The 17,311-nt window shown below is 44.5% G+C and carries 16 protein-coding genes and 2 riboswitches; of the genes, 9 read left to right on the top strand and 7 right to left on the bottom strand.

The features are described from left to right. The first annotated feature begins 350 nt into the window (after positions 1-350). The 3 genes from FC51_RS11670 (at position 351) to FC51_RS11660 (ending at position 4,560) form a co-directional block, all read left to right on the top strand. Positions 351-1,850, top strand: a complete 1,500-nt coding sequence (locus tag FC51_RS11670; RefSeq protein ID WP_057911356.1) for a glycosyltransferase — start codon at positions 351-353, stop codon at positions 1,848-1,850. 59 nt (positions 1,851-1,909) lie between these two features. Then, the gene (locus tag FC51_RS11665; RefSeq protein ID WP_057911355.1) at positions 1,910-3,661 is read left to right on the top strand and encodes a KxYKxGKxW signal peptide domain-containing protein; all 1,752 of its coding nucleotides are present in this window, start codon (positions 1,910-1,912) and stop codon (positions 3,659-3,661) included. A gap of 464 nt (positions 3,662-4,125) precedes the next feature. Continuing rightward, positions 4,126-4,560, top strand: a complete 435-nt coding sequence (locus FC51_RS11660; RefSeq protein WP_057910145.1) for a type II toxin-antitoxin system HicB family antitoxin — start codon at positions 4,126-4,128, stop codon at positions 4,558-4,560. A 151-nt stretch (positions 4,561-4,711) separates the two neighbouring features. Here the strand turns inward: FC51_RS11660 and FC51_RS11655 are convergent, their stop codons facing one another. From FC51_RS11655 to thiE, 4 genes are all read right to left on the bottom strand, one after another. Then, positions 4,712-5,017 carry a hypothetical protein gene (locus FC51_RS11655; RefSeq protein ID WP_057910146.1) on the bottom strand — a complete coding sequence of 102 codons (306 nt, stop codon included), beginning with the start codon at positions 5,015-5,017 and terminating at the stop codon, positions 4,712-4,714. 244 nt (positions 5,018-5,261) lie between these two features. Beyond that, positions 5,262-5,942: an NADPH-dependent F420 reductase gene (locus FC51_RS11650; RefSeq protein ID WP_057910147.1), complete on the bottom strand. Its 681-nt coding sequence runs from the start codon at positions 5,940-5,942 to the stop codon at positions 5,262-5,264. Between the two features lie 2 nt (positions 5,943-5,944). Next, complete coding sequence (locus FC51_RS11645; protein WP_057910158.1) at positions 5,945-6,991, bottom strand: LLM class flavin-dependent oxidoreductase; 1,047 nt, start codon at positions 6,989-6,991, stop codon at positions 5,945-5,947. 173 nt (positions 6,992-7,164) lie between these two features. After that, a complete protein-coding gene (gene thiE, locus FC51_RS11640; RefSeq protein ID WP_057910148.1) occupies positions 7,165-7,797 on the bottom strand; it encodes a thiamine phosphate synthase in 633 nt (210 codons plus the stop codon). A 142-nt stretch (positions 7,798-7,939) separates the two neighbouring features. Continuing rightward, positions 7,940-8,032: riboswitch (TPP riboswitch) on the top strand. Between the two features lie 127 nt (positions 8,033-8,159). On the opposite strand from thiE, the gene thiS reads away from it, so the two are divergent. The 5 genes from thiS (at position 8,160) to FC51_RS11615 (ending at position 12,549) form a co-directional block, all read left to right on the top strand. Continuing rightward, a complete protein-coding gene (gene thiS / locus FC51_RS11635) occupies positions 8,160-8,357 on the top strand; it encodes a sulfur carrier protein ThiS (RefSeq protein ID WP_057910149.1) in 198 nt (65 codons plus the stop codon). A gap of 268 nt (positions 8,358-8,625) precedes the next feature. Next, positions 8,626-9,273: a sulfur carrier protein ThiS adenylyltransferase ThiF gene (gene thiF / locus FC51_RS11630; RefSeq protein WP_057910150.1), complete on the top strand. Its 648-nt coding sequence runs from the start codon at positions 8,626-8,628 to the stop codon at positions 9,271-9,273. Positions 9,274-9,286: 13 nt separating this feature from the next. Further along, complete coding sequence (locus FC51_RS11625; RefSeq protein ID WP_057910151.1) at positions 9,287-10,063, top strand: thiazole synthase; 777 nt, start codon at positions 9,287-9,289, stop codon at positions 10,061-10,063. Positions 10,064-10,073: 10 nt separating this feature from the next. After that, positions 10,074-11,294, top strand: coding sequence for a M20 family metallo-hydrolase (locus FC51_RS11620; RefSeq protein WP_057910152.1), 1,221 nt, complete (start codon positions 10,074-10,076; stop codon positions 11,292-11,294). A 16-nt stretch (positions 11,295-11,310) separates the two neighbouring features. Further along, positions 11,311-12,549 (top strand): dicarboxylate/amino acid:cation symporter, encoded by a 1,239-nt coding sequence (locus FC51_RS11615; protein ID WP_057911354.1) that lies wholly within the window; start codon positions 11,311-11,313, stop codon positions 12,547-12,549. A 186-nt stretch (positions 12,550-12,735) separates the two neighbouring features. Here the strand turns inward: FC51_RS11615 and FC51_RS11610 are convergent, their stop codons facing one another. Together FC51_RS11610 and FC51_RS11605 are read right to left on the bottom strand one after the other, a co-directional pair. Then, complete coding sequence (locus FC51_RS11610) at positions 12,736-12,981, bottom strand: hypothetical protein (RefSeq protein ID WP_057910154.1); 246 nt, start codon at positions 12,979-12,981, stop codon at positions 12,736-12,738. 70 nt (positions 12,982-13,051) lie between these two features. Next, complete coding sequence (locus tag FC51_RS11605) at positions 13,052-13,396, bottom strand: hypothetical protein (protein WP_081037536.1); 345 nt, start codon at positions 13,394-13,396, stop codon at positions 13,052-13,054. A gap of 106 nt (positions 13,397-13,502) precedes the next feature. Between FC51_RS11605 and FC51_RS11600 the strand changes: the two genes are divergently transcribed. After that, complete coding sequence (locus FC51_RS11600) at positions 13,503-15,017, top strand: multicopper oxidase family protein (RefSeq protein WP_057910156.1); 1,515 nt, start codon at positions 13,503-13,505, stop codon at positions 15,015-15,017. 57 nt (positions 15,018-15,074) lie between these two features. Further along, a riboswitch (M-box (ykoK) riboswitch) is annotated at positions 15,075-15,240 on the top strand. Positions 15,241-15,899: 659 nt separating this feature from the next. On the opposite strand, the gene FC51_RS11595 is transcribed toward FC51_RS11600, so the two are convergent. After that, positions 15,900-17,198 carry a cation:dicarboxylate symporter family transporter gene (locus tag FC51_RS11595; RefSeq protein ID WP_057910157.1) on the bottom strand — a complete coding sequence of 433 codons (1,299 nt, stop codon included), beginning with the start codon at positions 17,196-17,198 and terminating at the stop codon, positions 15,900-15,902. Between the last annotated feature and the right edge of the window lie 113 nt (positions 17,199-17,311).

Below are 17,311 nucleotides of genomic sequence, written 5' to 3'. Positions count from 1 at the left end.
AACCCACAAAATAACCATAAATGCCAAACGAATTTTTGTGTATTTATGGTTATTTTTTTAGTCAATTTCAGGGTAAACAGCTATAAATAATAGTTGCCTGTAGGTGTATGAAAACAACAAATTCTCTGTTATAATAATCTTTGCATAACGGTTGTACTTATACTTACTTTAAAACCAATAACTATTTAGTTAATTATTTACAACAAATATGTCCATTTTTATATATTATAGTGTATATATCGGTACTATTATCTTGGCCTCAAAAGTTCTATTAATTATTTATAAATACATATTATTTCAACATTTAGACCAAAATAGGTTTGCTATATTGTCATACATATCGGGGGGTGATGACAACGCACTATTTTTTGACGTCGCAGATTGATGAGTACACGTCTGCCATCGAAATCGCGCAGATTAAAAGATTACATTTATTTACCACACTCAAGGTTCCAGCAAAGATTGTTACTCGAAATCACATTCGGGGGAGTAATCGTGTTTTACAGCCGTTGATTGAAAGTCACCAAGTCATTAATCTTTACCAGTACTTTACGGGGCTCCCAAACTATTTTGAGCCTTATCCCAAGGCAAAGGACGTTCTTTTCAACTTAACCAATATTCAAATTGAAAATGGTCAAGGATTCAAGGATGGCAAGCTCCGGGTTCGGGTCAACCAAAAGGATGGCTGGATTAATAATATCGACTATTTGGATCAATTCGGTTTTACCGACCGTCGTGATCTATACGACTTCAATCAACGGGTTTATTCTGAATATTTTGATGATCATGCCAAACTGGTGACGCGAACTTTCTATCAAAAAGATGGCCACGTCGTCATGACCGAGTATTATCGTGGCGGCCCCGACAATCGACCGGTGCTGACTCTGATTCAACTGCAACACAACGGTAAACTTTGGCAGTTCGATAATCAAGATGAGTTAATGGGCTATTTTCTCGACTGTTTGGCAGCCGACAATTCCGGCGTGACGTTTTATAGTGACCGCGAGGAGATTGCCATTCCAGCGTTTAAGCTGATGACCAAGCCCGCCAAACGTTATCTCATTTTGCATTCGATTTTTACACAAAATGCGAAACGGACCGGAAAACTGTTTCCATATGTTCAGCAGGCCATTGATTTAAAGGACAAGTTATCGGGAATCATCGTTTCCACTCGACAGGAAGCTCATGACATTCAGTCACGTTTCCCAAGTGTTAAAACAACGGTTATTCCGGTAAGTTACCTTGACGACCAGTTGATCAAACAGTCACCACCGTTTAGCGACAGAATTCCTGGTAAGGTCATTGCAGTCGCACGGGTTACACCGTTAAAGCAGCTGGCCCACATCATTCGAGCAATCGTTTTGGTGCATGCGCATCTGCCCTTCGTTTCTTTGGATATTTATGGATACGAAGATGCCATCAATAACTTTCAGGAAGGCAACACGCTTCGCCAACTCGTCAAGCAGTCTGAGGCTGAAAGCTACATTACTTTCAAGGGATACGTTCCTGATTTAACGTCTGCTTGTCAGCACGCTGACTTGTTGACTCTGACCAGTTCATACGAAGGATTTGCAATGGCAATCCTGGAAGCGCTGGGCTACGGGTGCCCAGTGCTCAGTTACGACATTAATTACGGTCCAGCGGAAATGGTCCAAAACAACCATAACGGGGAGCTGATTGGACCTGGCGATGAATTCGAACTCTATCGCCATTTGTTACATCTGCTGACGCACCGAGAGATTTTGCAACGATATAGCCGGGATGCGCCGGCTTCTGTGGAAAAATATTCGGCAAGCCACGTTAGACAAATTTGGCACAATTTCATTGAGGACCAACGAATCACGCGTTAATTGAGGGAATTAACTTAGCTTACTTTTATGATTTATTTTAATCAGGGGGGAATCACACAATGTCAAAATCAGAGAGAAGTAACACAAAGGTTCATTACAAGATGTATAAAGCAGGGAAACATTGGTTATATGCTTCACTACTGACAGCAGGTTTGATGGCAGGCGGTGCGTTTGGCGCCAACACGGTCCATGCCGACACCGATGATAATCAAGCCCAGACACCAAGTACCACAGAGGCTGCGGTCCAGCCAAGTGCCGACACGCAGGCAACTGCCCAAGTCGGTTCAACTGATAATTCAGCGAATTCGACTGATAATACTCAGACAACTGCCGAATCACAGACTAGCTCACAGCCAACAACTACTAGCAACGTAAGTCAAACAGCTGCAACAACAAATACGACTGCAACGGCGTCCCCTGCTAACGAGGGTAACCAAGGGACGGCCTCAAATGCAGCAACTACTTCAAATGCCGACGCAACTCAAGCGACTGACAATGGTCAAGATCCTAGTCAAGAAACTGCGACCGCAACTACTGATCAAAATAGTGCTCAAGACGCGACAACGGCCACTAATGATCAGTCTGCAAACGCGGATGGTTCAGCAACTGATAACCAGTCAAACCAAACAACCGACCAGACAACTCAAACTTCAGCTGATGATCCGACCGCAACATCTGATGCAGCAACAACTGCTGATCAAAACACGGCCACTTCTGAAAATCTAAGTACAACAACTGATTCAGCTAAGACAGCTGTCGTAGATAGCACCGCCGATTCAACGACAGCCGCCCAAGCGACCGCATTAGCCGCAACACCGATTGATACCCAGTCATTGATGGGAGCAGTTTCAGGAGACCAATGGGAAAAAATTGTGCAGTTAGCACTCATTATTCCGCAAGCCATTGCTGGTGCGGTTATTTCAATGCCGGCAATTCTCGGTGGTGGAACACTCTCACTGTCTCCGATTAATTCATCATCACAACCGATTGTAATTCCTGGGCGAGTCCTTCAATTCCTAACAGGTGGCCTCTGGTCAACTCCAGAGAATCTTTGGGATGCTCTGCTGGATGGATTGGGGATTAAAGGATCCGGCAGCGCCACCGTATCTGCAAACCAAAGCGGAACAACCAATTTGCCGGATTCTATTAGCTACGCAAGCTTTTCAGGTTTTGACACGATTGGTGAGATTGTTAATAGCATTGTGCCGACAATTCTCGGGGAGCTGCAGACCCCAGTGCTTTCGGACGTCCCACCGTTCATTATCTGGATTACGCCTCCTAAACCTAATCAGCCGAGTCAACCTAGTCAACCGTCTCAACCATCTCAACCGTCTCAACCGTCTCAGCCGTCTCAGCCATCTCAACCATCTCAACCATCTCAACCAAACAAGCCTAACCAACCCAACAAACCAAATCGACCAAACAAACCTAACCAACCAGGAAAGCCAAATCGGCCGAACATGCCTAATCAACCCAACAAACCAAATCGGCCGAACATGCCTAATCAACCCAACAAACCAAATCGGCCGAACATGCCTAATCAACCGGGAAAGCCAACTAAGCCAGGTCAACCGAACCAACCAACTAAGCCAACGCGACCAAATCAACCGATTCAACCAACGGTAACCACCACTAGCACCACATCACGAGATTACCGTCATATTAATAGCAAAACACCGATTGATAAAGCCTCTGTCTTGCCGCAAACTGGCGATAAGCAACAGAACTGGGTAAGTATTCTCGGCAGTATTTCGTTGGGGATGGTCTTAATAACTGGTGGTATGATTTTCAAACGCCGCAAACGGGATTAACCAATATTTTTAATCTTGGATAACCAATTTCAAAATAAAGTTACATGACCGATAATATGCATCTAGTGGTTCATAGCTAATTTCCTTTCATAATTATTTGACGGGAATCGGGTCTTGAGCATTAACCTAATAACGGCCGTCAACGCGGATTTTACGTTGGCGGCCGTTATTTCATTAATGCGTTTTTGATTTAGACAAAACCGTTTTGTTTGGTACAAGCGGTCTACATTTTAATCGAAAATGGTGGTTACTTGTACCAGGAGTTAGAACACCATGTCGAAAACAGAACACTCTTTTACCAATGTAGAACGTCTCATATTTGACAATTCGATTAGTAGAAGTGTTTCAAGCATTCGACACTTTGCCTATCTATTCGCACGATATTTTCATTGTATACACGTATTACACGTGCTAAAATAACGTTGCCCACAATATTAAGTACACATCGAAAGGAGTGTTGCCATATGTACATTGTCTTCCCAGCTTTATTTTATTACGATCCTAACGAAGAAAATAAATACTCTATCTACTTTCCGGACTTCCATTCGTCCGGAACCATGGGCACGGATATTACTGATGCCATGAGAATGGCGGCTGATTTGTTAGGGAATGTAGCGGCTGATTATTTGGACAATGACCAACAATTGCCCAAGCCTTCAAACTTAAATGATATTTCCTTAATTAACGACGACCCCTTCAAACAAGATCCCGATTTCACCTTGACTTACGATCCTAAAAAGTCGTTTACATCAATGGTTTCTGTTGATCTGAACAAATATTTGCATAGTAATCAACCTGTTAAAAAGACTTTAACCATCCCCAAATGGGCGGATGCCCTGGGCAAGGAGAAAAAAGTCAATTTCTCTAAGTTACTCACTGAAGCAATCCTAAATACCTAATAATTTAAATCTTTAGCCACTTAAAAGAGTGGTTATTTTTTTAGATTAACTGGAAATTAGTTATCTTTAGGTAACTAAAAAAGCCAACTATCCCTGCCAATCCAGGCCCAAAAGCAGCTGACTTCTATAAATGACAGTTTCACTCAAAATCCTACTTAAACCTTTTCTTTCCGGCATTATACCCAGCTATAAACTCAGATAATTCTTGCATTTTATTCTCTGATACCTGATTACCGATATTGACCAGTTTTTCTGGGTATGACTTAAAGAAACGATGCTCTTCATGGTCCTTTAGTGCCTGATCAAACCCCATTTGATAGTCATCACCAGACGCTGACAGATTTTCGTTTGCCTCATGATAAACATAATCCTGTTTAATAGAGTTATCATACGCGCCCCGTTCATAGTCCTTTTTGATATAGTCATGCAGTTCACTCAGTTTTTTCAGTGCATCCATTGTTGTTTGCCTCTCTTCTCTTTCTTTGTATAAAATAGGTACTCGAAAGTCATGATTAAAGCGCATCAAATTTTTCGGTCATCCGCTGTTAAAATATTCGAATACATATATAAGCACACCTAATTTTATGAGCTAATTATACCCTCCCACATATCAAAAAAGAACACCCTCGCTCAACCAAAAACTAAAAAGAGGTCGAAACAAAACTCAATGTTTTGCTCCAACCTCTTAACCTGAATGCTGCCTAATTTTCTTCTGCCTGAATCTTCTTGCCAAATTCAGTTTCATCAAAATGATCAATCACGTTCTGAAGTTCTGGCTTGGTCAGGCTCGCACCAAACAGCTCACTGCCCGGCTCCGTCATGATGCCATCCGCAATGTCATAGTGAACCACTGTATCAAAGCCCATGGTGTCCACAAATTTAGCCACTTCATCCACAGCTTCATGGTTGTCACCAGCCACAAACAGCGCTTTACGATTCTCAGCGCCAGCTGGTTTGGCCTCTTCTTGGAGATTATGGTAACCCATGTGATTAAAAGTCTTGACGACGGTACTCTTATTGAAATATTGCTGTACCTGCTCACTGGAAGTTGAGGACGGGTCCAACACTTCCTCGCGGATCCCGTCAGTCTCCCACCAGTAGTTCATCGCATCAATCACTAATTTGCCCTTGAGGAGTTTAGGCTTGATATTCTTGTACCGACTGAGTGGAATCGCCAAAATAATTAAATCACTCTTGGAAACAACCCCCTGATTGGTCGACGGTGTCGCGCCGGGAACCAGCGTTTCAATCGTCATCGCGATTTTTTCAACCGATCCCGAACCAGAAATCCGGACGTGGTATCCGGCAGCGAGTGCAAGCTGGGCCAACACGATACCGACTTTTCCGGCACCGAGGATACCCACATTTTTAATTTCAGCCATAACTAGCCCTCCTCAGACAAAATTTCTTTAACCCGCGGAATGACCTTGGTTCCATATAATTCAATCATCCGTTCACGTTGTGCGGCGGTCTGGTTACCGGCACCATAAACAAGATCAAATCGGCCCAGGTTCATCAAATTAATTGTCCGCGCGATTCGTTGGGCAACATGCTCTGGATTGCCAACGTAAAAGGAACCAACTTTGGTTTCCCCGTCAAATTGCTCCCGACTCATTGGTGCCCATCCCCGGGTCAGACCAATTCGGTCAAAGTTTGCCTTAATGTTCTTCCAGGCAACTTCAACCGCCTCATCCTCGTCGTCAGCAATAAATCCGTGTGAGTGAACGGCAACTGGTAGAACGGGCATATTGTATTTTTCAGCAGCTTTCTTGTACAGGTTCAAATATGGCACAAACCTGTCAGCCTGCCCACCAATAATCGCCAGGATCACTTTATAACCATACCGAGCCGTCCGAATGATCGACTCAGGCGAACCGCCAATTCCGATGTAAGTTTCAATGCCGTTATAATCCGTCTTTGGATAAACGTCTTGATCCTTTAGTGACTGGGTGAACTTCCCGTGCCAGGTAATTGGCTTTTCTTTTAGTAGCTGGCTGTACATCTCTAATTTTTCGTTGAATAAATCATCGTAATCTGTTAAATCATAGCCAAATAATGGGAATGATTCAGTGAATGACCCCCGGCCAAGCATGACCTGTGCGCGCCCCTCGGATAAGCCCTCAAGCGTTGCGAACCGTTCATACACTCGAACCGGATCATCAGAGCTTAGCACGGTTACGGCCGTAGCCAACTTGATGCGGTCAGTCACTGATGCAATCGATCCCAAAACAATTTCTGGACTCGACACACTATAATCAGGTCGATGATGCTCACCGACACCAAAGACGTCGACCCCCAATTTGTCGGCCAGTTCGCCTTCCTTAACGATTTGGCGAATTGATTGGCCAGCCGTCAAGAGCTCACCGTCTTCTCCTCGAACGATATCGCCAAACGTCTCGAGGCCAAATTGTAATTTATCTACATCAACCATGCTCATGCTTTTTCCTCCTAGTGCTTACTTTTTGTAAGTATATTAATAGATTATATTACTTGGGGGTAAAAAGCAACTAAAAGTAGTCACGAAAGTGCGCTGTTCATTTTTTATGGCACAAAGTTAATTACTCGTATAAGCCATCATGTTTTTCTCCGAGTAGTTCCTAGTTCCTACCCAATCGCTTCCTCCACCGCATTTCGCAACTCCTGGGCAGCCTTTGCCGGGTCTTCAGCCTTCATAATCGCTGAGACAACTGCGACGCCATCCACATGAGCACCGTCGATGGCGTCGACGTTATCGGCTTTGAGGCCGCCGATCGCGTACACTGGGATGCCAACGGCCTGCTTAATTTTGCCAAGCGTTTCGACTGATGTATGAACGGTCTTCACGTGAGTCGTGGTTGGAAAAATCGCACCAACACCCAGATAATCGGCGCCCATCTCTTCGGCAGCTTTAGCCTGCTTCAATGTCTTGGCAGTCGCGCCAATGAATTTTCGAGGTCCGAGAATATTGCGGGCAACGTCCACTGGTAAATCACTTTGCCCGAGATGAACCCCGGCCGCATCCACGGCTTGGGCAATGTCCAAACGGTCGTCGATCAGCAACGGGACGCGATATTTGTCAGTGATGGTCTTGACCTGTTGTGCGAGTTCAAAAATTTCTCGGCTGGTGCCTTCTTTTTGCCGCAGTTGAACCAAGCCCACCCCATTTTGACAGCCCTGTTCAATCGCGTTAAAAAACTGCTCGTCCGATAATTCTGTATGATCCGTCACCAAATAAAGTGGTCGATTCGTCAATTTCACAATGATTTCCTCCAGTATTTTGCGTTTGCCATCAGTTTAATTGAACTTTCACAAAAAGTATAGCGATATTTCTCGCTTGACTTTCAGATTGTAAGCGGTTATAAATAAACTATGAGCTTGGAAGTCATTCAAGCCTAATTGAATATTTCGTCTGGGGTGCCGGAAACGGCTGAGATAATACCCATCGAACCTGATGTAGTTTGGACTGCCGAAGGAAGAGCGAATTTAATGTTGATCTAATTTTGACTTTAAACCTTCTTTTTGCGGAAAAGAAGGTTTTTCTTTTCTGTAAATCGAATTTAAGTTAAACCCAACATCCATGAACCTCTTTCTTCGGACATTGAAGAAAGGGGACTTTTTTTATGGTGATGGTAAACGGTGAACAGGAAACCGGTGTCGTTGGTGAAACGATTCTGGACTTCCTAAAAAAACGCGAAGCGCCAATTGAAAATATCGTTGTCGAACAAAACGGGAAAATTATTCACCGCGCTGATTTCGACACAACTAAAATTTCCGAAAACGACAAACTGGAATTAATTTCCTTCGTCGGTGGTGGCTAAACAAGAGCTCCTCCAAGCAGCAGTCTCCCTGTAAGCACCTCGGAAGCAAATCCCCAAAACCGGGGAATTTACTTCCGAGGAGACTTACACTCCGATTTCTAACCGCTTGGACTCGCTCACTTTCTAGGACAGCTCCTCCAAGCACAAGTCTCCTTGTAAGCACCTCTAAGCAAAATTCCAAAACCGGGAATTTTTCTTAGAGCCGACTTACACTCCGACTTGTAACCGCTTGGACTCGCTCACTTTATAAAAGGAGTCGATTAACAACATGCAGGAACCAGAAATTCAAGGATCAAGCTATAACGACGTTTATCAAGGCATGAAGGAACGAAACGTCAAAGACTCAACCGACAAGCTGGCCGCAGCCCACGTCACTATCGCCGGTGCTGGCGGATTGGGGTCAAACATCGCGATTGCCCTAACCCGAATTGGGGTTGGTCATCTGACCCTGATTGATTTTGACTCAGTCGAATTAAGTAATTTAAATCGGCAACAGTTTAAGCTCAGCCAAGTTGGGATGCCAAAAGTGGTTGCTTTGAAACAAAACCTTCAAGAGTTTAATCCATTTATCGAGATCAAAACTCACCAGGTTAAAATCACCCACGACAATGTTAAAGAATTGTTTGAAGACGCTGACATTATCTGCGAGGCTTTCGATAACCCCGCCGCAAAGGCGATGCTGCTGGATGCAGCTTCAGAATTTTATCCTGATAAGCCGATTGTGATGGGAACCGGAATGGCTGGGGTGCACAGCTCCAATACCATTACCACCAAGCATCCCCGAAAGAACCTCTATATTGCCGGAGATGGTGTCACAATGGGCGCCGAAGGGTTAATGGCACCCCGGGTCATGATCGCAGCCGGTCATGAAGCCAACATGATCACCCGCTTAATTCTAGGAAACACAGAAATCTGAGGAGGATTTATTCATGGCAAATGAAAAAGATGAACTCATGATTGGCGGTCACGCCTTTACATCCCGATTTATTTTAGGATCTGGGAAATATTCATATGATTTAATCGATTCAGCAATTAATAACGCAAAGGCCCAAATCATCACCATGGCCCTTCGCCGCAACACAACCGGAAAAGAAAACATTCTCAATTACATTCCGGAAGGCATCACGATTTTGCCAAACACGTCTGGCTCGACCAACGCTGAAGAAGCCATTCGAACGGCCCGCATTGCCCGCGAACTTAGCGGAAGTAACTTCATCAAGCTGGAAGTCGTTCCCGACAAGAAATATTTGATGCCGGACAACTACGAAACTTTAAAAGCAACTGAAGTTTTGGCCAATGAAGGCTTTATTGTCATGCCGTATATGCTGCCGGACTTAAATATTGCCCGTCAATTAGTGGACGCTGGCGCCGCAACGGTCATGCCTTTGGGGGCACCAATTGGGACCAACAAGGGATTATCAACCAAAGACTTGATTCAAATTTTGATTGATGAAATTGACCTGCCAATCATCGTCGACGCTGGAATTGGCCGTCCAAGCCAAGCTGCCGAAGCGATGGAAATGGGGGCAGCCGCGGTTATGGCCAACACCTCAATGGCAACCGCCGGAAATATTCCGCTCATGGCCGAAGCCTTCAAGCTGGCGGTTGAGGCCGGCCGCAAAGCTTATCTGGCTAAACCCGGCCGCGTCATCGAACATGGTGCAGTTGCCTCATCCCCACTCACCGGTGTCAGCGCCGCCAAGTAGAGGCAGCCAGATGACAACAACCCAATTAAATCAATTAGCACATCGCTTGAATCAAATTAATGATTTATCAAAAGGTGAGGTTGGCCAAAACCGACTGGTCTACTCTCCCACTTGGATCGCCGCGCAACAGCAAATTATCCAGTGGGGGCTCGACCTTGGTTTTCAGGTAACCGTTGATGATTTTGGGACCGCTTATCTGGATATTCCCGGAAAAACGAATCCTGAACAGGTTATTGCGACCGGGTCTCATATTGACACTGTCAAACAAGGGGGTCGATTCGATGGCCTTTACGGGGTCCTTGGTGGCCTTGAAGCACTTGAAAGGCTCTTGGACGCTGATGGGCAACCTTCAAAAACGCTTCGCTTAATTTCCTTTAGCGAAGAAGAAGGCAGCCGCTTTCCGGAAACCTTTACCGGGTCCAAGCACTATACCGGCCAATCAATTAATTTGGCAATGCGCGACCCTGATGGCATCAGCTTTGAAGCTGCCAGACAAGCTGCGGTTTCAAAGTTAGACCTGCCTGGGGTTAACCACAATTTGCCCGCATTACCAGTGACCTTCACCGAACTGCACATCGAACAGGGGCCACGGTTAATTGACCACCACTTACAAATTGGCCTGGTCACATCAATTGTCGGCCAACGCCGGTTTACGGTCACGGTCAAAGGGATTGCCAATCATGCCGGGACTACGCCGATGAATGACCGAGCGGATGCCCTGCAGATGGCCGTTGACCTGATTTCCGACTTACGAAAAAACGCCCGTCAAGTGGATCCGCAACTGACATTTACCGTGGGTGAATTCCATGTCTCACCTAATACGTCAAATGTCATCCCTGGACGAGTCGATTTCACGATCGACACGCGCCACGAAAAAGAGACGGTCCTAGATCAATTCGAACAAATACTTCATCAAGTGGTGGAAACACCGCGCGCTTCCAAGATTACCAGTAGTGTTAATCGCTGGGCCAAAAGTGACGCGACCCAACTTGATCAAGCCATGTTGGCCCGTAATCAAGCGATTGCCGATCACTTGGGATTCAGATCCAGTCAACTCGCATCCGGCGCGGGTCATGATAGTCAGATTATGGCCCAAATGACCAGAACTACGATGATTTTTGTTCCAAGCATTAATGGCATCAGTCACGCCCCGGAAGAAAATACGTCTCAAGCAGACTTGGAGCGAGGCGTGACGCTGTTAACCGAAAGTCTCCACCAACAAGCCTATTAAGTTTGGGGGATACACTGTGAAACACATCAGTATAACGGCACAAATTGGAATTGGCATGATTGTCGGCGCCCTTCTTGGATTGGCATTTGGTCCAAAGATTGCCGGCATTCAGCTACTTGGAAATATTTTTCTACGCTTAATTCAAATGGCGGTCGTTTTATTAATTTTCGGAGCCGTTATCGAGGCCCTCGGCAGCTTAAAATCCGATCAACTGGGAAGATTGGGTGGTAAAACTGCCGGCTGGTTCTTGATCACAACTCTGTTGGCCGCCATGCTGGGACTGTTGATTGGATACGTCATCAACCCTGGCAGTGGCATTAAGCTGGCTTCCGTCAGCACAACGGGAACGGTTGCCAAGGCAACGACGAGTTTTAGTCAGACCGTCTTGGACTTCTTTCCCATTAACATTTTTGATGCCCTTGCGAAGGGAAATGTGATCCAAGTCATCATCTTCGCAATTCTATTTGGAATTGTCCTCAACCGGGCCAATACCAATGGTCAATTCAACCAGGTCCTGAATCTCGTCAAACAAGTCAACCAGCTAACTGTCAAGCTGGTCATGATGGTGATGAAGCTCGCTCCGATTGGTATTGCCGCGCTAATGGCCTGGGTGACCGCAACCTCCGGGATTAAGGTGATCCTACCGCTGCTCAAATTTTTAACTGCATTTGGTGTCGGCAGTGTTGCTTTCTTGATTGTCCTGTTTGGGTTTATCAGTTGGTACGCAAAAGTACCGCTGAGAGGACTTGTCCGCGGTTTTTCGAGAATTATTCTGGTGGCGTTTACCACCACTTCTTCAGCAATCTCGCTTCCAATCGAAATGGAGGATGCCGAAGATCGGCTAGGGGTTGAAAAATCGATTAGCCAACTGGTTTTACCCTTGGGGATGGCCTTAAACAGCAATGGGCTGGCAATGTACTTGTCACTATCCTGCTTAACGTTGACCCAACTGTATAGTATGTCTGTTTCACCAGTATCAATGGTTAAAATTGTCCTGTTGTCCGTCATCGCCTGCTTGGGAACGGTCGTCGTTCCCGGCGGCGGTCTGGTTGCTTTGACAATTGTTGTTCCCACTTTGGGCTTACCAATGCAAAGTATTGCCATCCTGGCTGGAATTGATTGGTTCTCAGGCATGTTTCGAACGGTCTTAAACGTGGTTGGAGATACGACAACTGCGATTGCCGTCGCATCCGATGAGAATCTTCTGGACAGGAAGCTCTACGAACCGGCTCCTGAAAAGGTCGCAACCAAGTAACCATGGGGTATTTAACCAATTTAGATTTCGTAACAGATCACTTCTTCGATTTACCATAGTTTTTGAAACACTTTTCTAACCCACAAACAAATAGACTGGAAGCAAACGTTGGTTTGTCTCCAGTCTATTTGTTTGGTTTAAATTTGAAGTGTTTCCCGCTGATTCAAATTCGGCGAAAGGAAGTGATCACTCCCGGTGGCTAAATCCGCTCAGCCGCTCAATCGTTTCCTGCCTGAGGTAGTAAGGGGTAATTCCATCGTCAATGGCCTTGGTCAACAACCCCTGTGCTTCCTTTTGAGCGAGAATAGTCGGCACTTTCAAAGACATGACCGACTTATTAATTACCATTTGGTGAACGTCAACATCAGTCTTGTATTGAAGCTTCTTTGAACTTGTCTTTTTCTTTGATTTTTCGGTCTTTTCTTTAGCCATGAAAATCCCTCCTCACTACTCTATATAGCTCAATAATAGCAAATTAACAATTGAAAGTATATTCAAAAGACTAGTCGCGTTCCGGAACCTTCTCAAACTTTTCCCGGTACCATTTATCCCATGAACCTTCTACCAAACTACCGTTGCCATAATACTCTGGGTTAATTACTGAAATAACGTGTTTAAGGTCTTGACCGCGTTGTTCAAGTAATTCTTTTTTCATTTGCTCAGGAGTGAAGGACTCGTTCTCAAAAATATAGTGGTTAATATCAGCTAGATAATAATCAATCTTATATTCAGCCAAAATTTCCAGATCATTTTTCTTGAACCACCGAAGATAAAAATCGATAAAGTCTTCCACTGCTTTATTGCTGACTGTCTCATCTAACTTGTCGAAAGATACTACATCTGCCACAGTGCCACCTCCTCTTGTAATTCCATTATGCCACAAATCCTGTATCGGCGTCTAATTTAGTAGTATTATTAACTTGAATCCAAAATAATCAAAGGATGCGGATAAAATGTCAAATAGAAAAGTTTATACAGATTACTTTTTTGATGAGCCTGCCTACAATACTCATGACGGTGGATTTATTCCTCTTGAAGAGCCTAAAGCTCCCCAACAACCGTTAAAAATTCCAGAACTACTAAAGCCGGATAAGGAAACCGATACCGATATGTATTACACGGTCATCGCCCAAACCGGTGAAGTTCAGTTATTACCAGGCAAAAAGACCAAAACTTGGGGGTATAACACCGATCTTTTGGGAAAGACTATTTTGTTTAAAAAAGACAAAATGATCCATATTACCCTGAAAAATGAACTCCCCGAATTGACAACATTCCATTGGCACGGCTTAAACGTTTCCGGACCAATCACTGACGGTGGCTGTCACGCGCCGGTATATCCTGGCGAAAGTACCCAAATTGAATTCAAGTGTGATCAACCAGCCGCAACGTTGTGGTTACATGCCCACCCGTGTCCAGCTACTGCTGAACATGTTTGGAAGGGATTAGCAACTGCCGTGGTGGTTAAAGATGACGTCGAAAGCAAATTGCCATTCCCAAGAAACTACGGTGTGGACGATATTCCGTTGATTTTACAAGACCGTCGTTTCCACGAAGACAACCAATGGGACTACATGGCCGACTATGACCCTGACGGCGTGCAGGGGCCCACTGCGATGATTAACGGTACTATTAACCCATACTTCGACGTAACCACGCAGCGGCTTCGATTACGCATCCTGGACGGTGCCAATCGACGTGAGTGGCGGCTGCACTTTAGTGACGATTTAAAGTTTACCCAAATCGCCTCTGATGGTGGCATTATGCCCGAACCAGTTGATTTTACCCACTTGATGCTGACATGCGCAGAGCGGGCAGAAGTAATTGTCGACTTTGGTCAGTACAAGCCGGGCGATGAGGTCACTTTATTCTGTGACGACGTTCCAATTATGCGGTTTAGAATTCATGAATTTGCCCCGGATAATACACAACTGCCAGATCATTTAGTTGATATTCCGGACCCAGATGTCACGCCAGGTGCCCCCGTTCATAAGGTCGTCATGTCTGGAATGGACGAAGAAGTCATGATGAATGGCAAGAAATTTGATATGCAACGGATTGACGACAAACAAAAGCTGGGCAATGTTGAATATTGGGACATTAGCAATACCAATGACATGAGTAACGGAATGGTTCACCCCTACCATATGCATGGAACTCAATTCCAAGTTGTTTCCAGAAACGGCCATGAGCCTTATCCAAATGAACATGGATTAAAGGATACCGTTGGGGTTAACCCTGGTGAAACCGTCCGTCTGAAAGTCGGCTTCGATCACCTTGGGGTCTATATGAACCATTGCCACATCATTGAACACGAAGATGGCGGCATGATGGCCCAATTTGAAGTCTACGATCCTGATCATCCAAAACAATACAAGTTAATGGATATGGATACTTTAATGAATGCGTTCGCCAAAGAACGTGGCGTCAAGGTTGAAGATCTCAATATTCCGGGCATGGATATGTAAGCCTAATTCTTGCGAAAGAACAAGGGCTGTGCTATTATAAGTTTTGGAATGAAAAATGAATAAAGCTGTTAGGTGAGGCTCCTATGTGGAAAATGCTACTGCTCAGAAACGTCGAAAAACGCCAATGAGTCAGCTGTCCAGGTCAAAGTAAGGCTTGGACTAATGTAGCTGTTAATTTTTAACTACAACACATAGTGCTAAAGCTCAACGACTGGCGATAAGTGGTTTATTGTGTCCAGTCGTTATCGGCTGGACACTTTTCATTACCAAATAAAAAACTTTGAAGAGGTGAGAGTTATGACAGCAGAATTTACAGACCCAGGAGCGACGAAGCACCAGTCTACCAAGGGAAGCCCGGTTGTGATAACTCTCGCACAGCTTCATGCTTAGTGAGAAATTGTGATAACCGATCTTCCCGAATTGAATAAATGTTTGACGCGTCTAAACGTTTTGTTTCTTGCTTATTAGCTTTACAGCTAGATGATTCACAAGAAATTTCCCGACTTCGTTTGTTTAGACAACTCAACTTTTGGGAATTCGGTTAATACAATTTCTCGGTGGTCTCGACCGTTTAGGTACTGACGTACTTGTGGTCGATCGGCTACTCATAGTCGAAAAACGCTTCACCTTTTAGGAAACTAATTGGGGAGAAATCGATTAATCGTACTAAATTGCCACACATAAAACGATAATAATAGTAATTATGAGGACGAAACCTCCAAGAATCCGGTGGAAACTGATTCTTGCAAGATGACTGCTATCTTATCGAAAATAACATTATAAAGCCGCCAACGTAAATTCGTTGACGGCTTTTAATATACATCATCAAAAAAGGCTGACGCATTGTTTTTACGCCAACCTTTTTATCATTCTATCGTGGAACTATTCGGCGCTTTCGGGTACGCCGTGTTTTTTAAATGAGGCAATGTACTTCTTAGATTTTTCTTCGTCGAACTCTTTTTCTGACTTGCCAATAACCACGGTTGCAAGTGAGTTTCCAACCACGTTAACGGCAGTCCGGCCCATATCAACAATCCGATCAATTCCGGCAATGAACGTTAATCCGGTTACTGGGACACCAATCGTTGAGATAGTCGCCAGAAGGACCACAAAGGAAGCGCCAGGGACGCCGGCCATCCCCTTAGAGGTAATCATCAACACAACCAACAACGTGATCTGTTGGCCAATTGAGAGGTTAATATGGTAGGCCTGAGCGAGAAACAGCGCAGCAATCGATTGGTAGATTGCTGAACCATCCAGGTTAAAGGTGTAGCCAGTTGGAATGACGAAAGAAACGATTCCCTGGCTCGTTCCAAATTTATCCATTTTCTCAATCATCTTTGGTAACACCGCTTCAGAACTGGCGGTTGAAAATGCTAACACAATTTCGTCTTTGATAACCAACAGTAAATCAAAAATGCTAAATCCAAATATTTTTGCCACAATCCCCATGACCACCAGTATGAATGCAGTCATGGTGACATAGGCAATTGCCACAAAATAACCCAAAGGAATCAAAGCGCCGATTCCCATTTCTGCTAAGGCAACACCAATCAGTGCACAAACACCAATTGGTGCCACATGCATCACCCAATTTGTAACCTTGAACATAACTTCAGCCACGGCATTCAATCCATCAATTAAGATCTGACCTTTTTCGCCGATTGCTGCAATCCCCAATCCAAAAAAGACGGAAAAGAAAATGACGGGCATCATATCGCCATTCGCTAAGGATTTAAAAATATTTGTCGGGATAATCCCCATCAAAGTTCCCCAAATCCCAGTATGCTCGGCAGTCTTTGCAGTCGCCATATATTGACTGATATCTGAACCATGAAGTGAATGAATATCGATTAACGTTCCGGGGTGAAGCATATTGGCAACAATCATCCCCAGTGCAATTGCGATGGTCGTCATCAATTCAAAATAGATAATCGTTTTGAGTCCAACCCGCCCCAATTTCTTAATATCGCCCATACTGGCAATACCAACAGTTAAGCAAGAAACCACGATCGGTAGCACAATCATCTGAATCAAATTAATAAACATTGTGCCAATATTTTGCATCGCAGTAATTGCCGTGTTGTTTTTGTAAAAAATCACACCAAAGACAACACCTATCACGAGTCCAATCAGGATTTGCCATCCTAAACTTAGACGGTAAGATCGATAGCGCTTCATAATTTCACCTATATTCCTTAAAAATATGTACTATTTCAATATAAAACAAAAGCCTTCAATAGTAAATACCATTGAAGACTTTCTAAATTGCGTGGCAACGTCCTACCCTCGCA

This window comes from Lentilactobacillus parabuchneri DSM 5707 = NBRC 107865 (assembly GCF_001435315.1).
GTDB classification, from domain to species: domain Bacteria; phylum Bacillota; class Bacilli; order Lactobacillales; family Lactobacillaceae; genus Lentilactobacillus; species Lentilactobacillus parabuchneri.
Note: the sequence above shows the minus strand (reverse complement) of the source record. Positions and strands in the feature narration are given on the sequence as shown.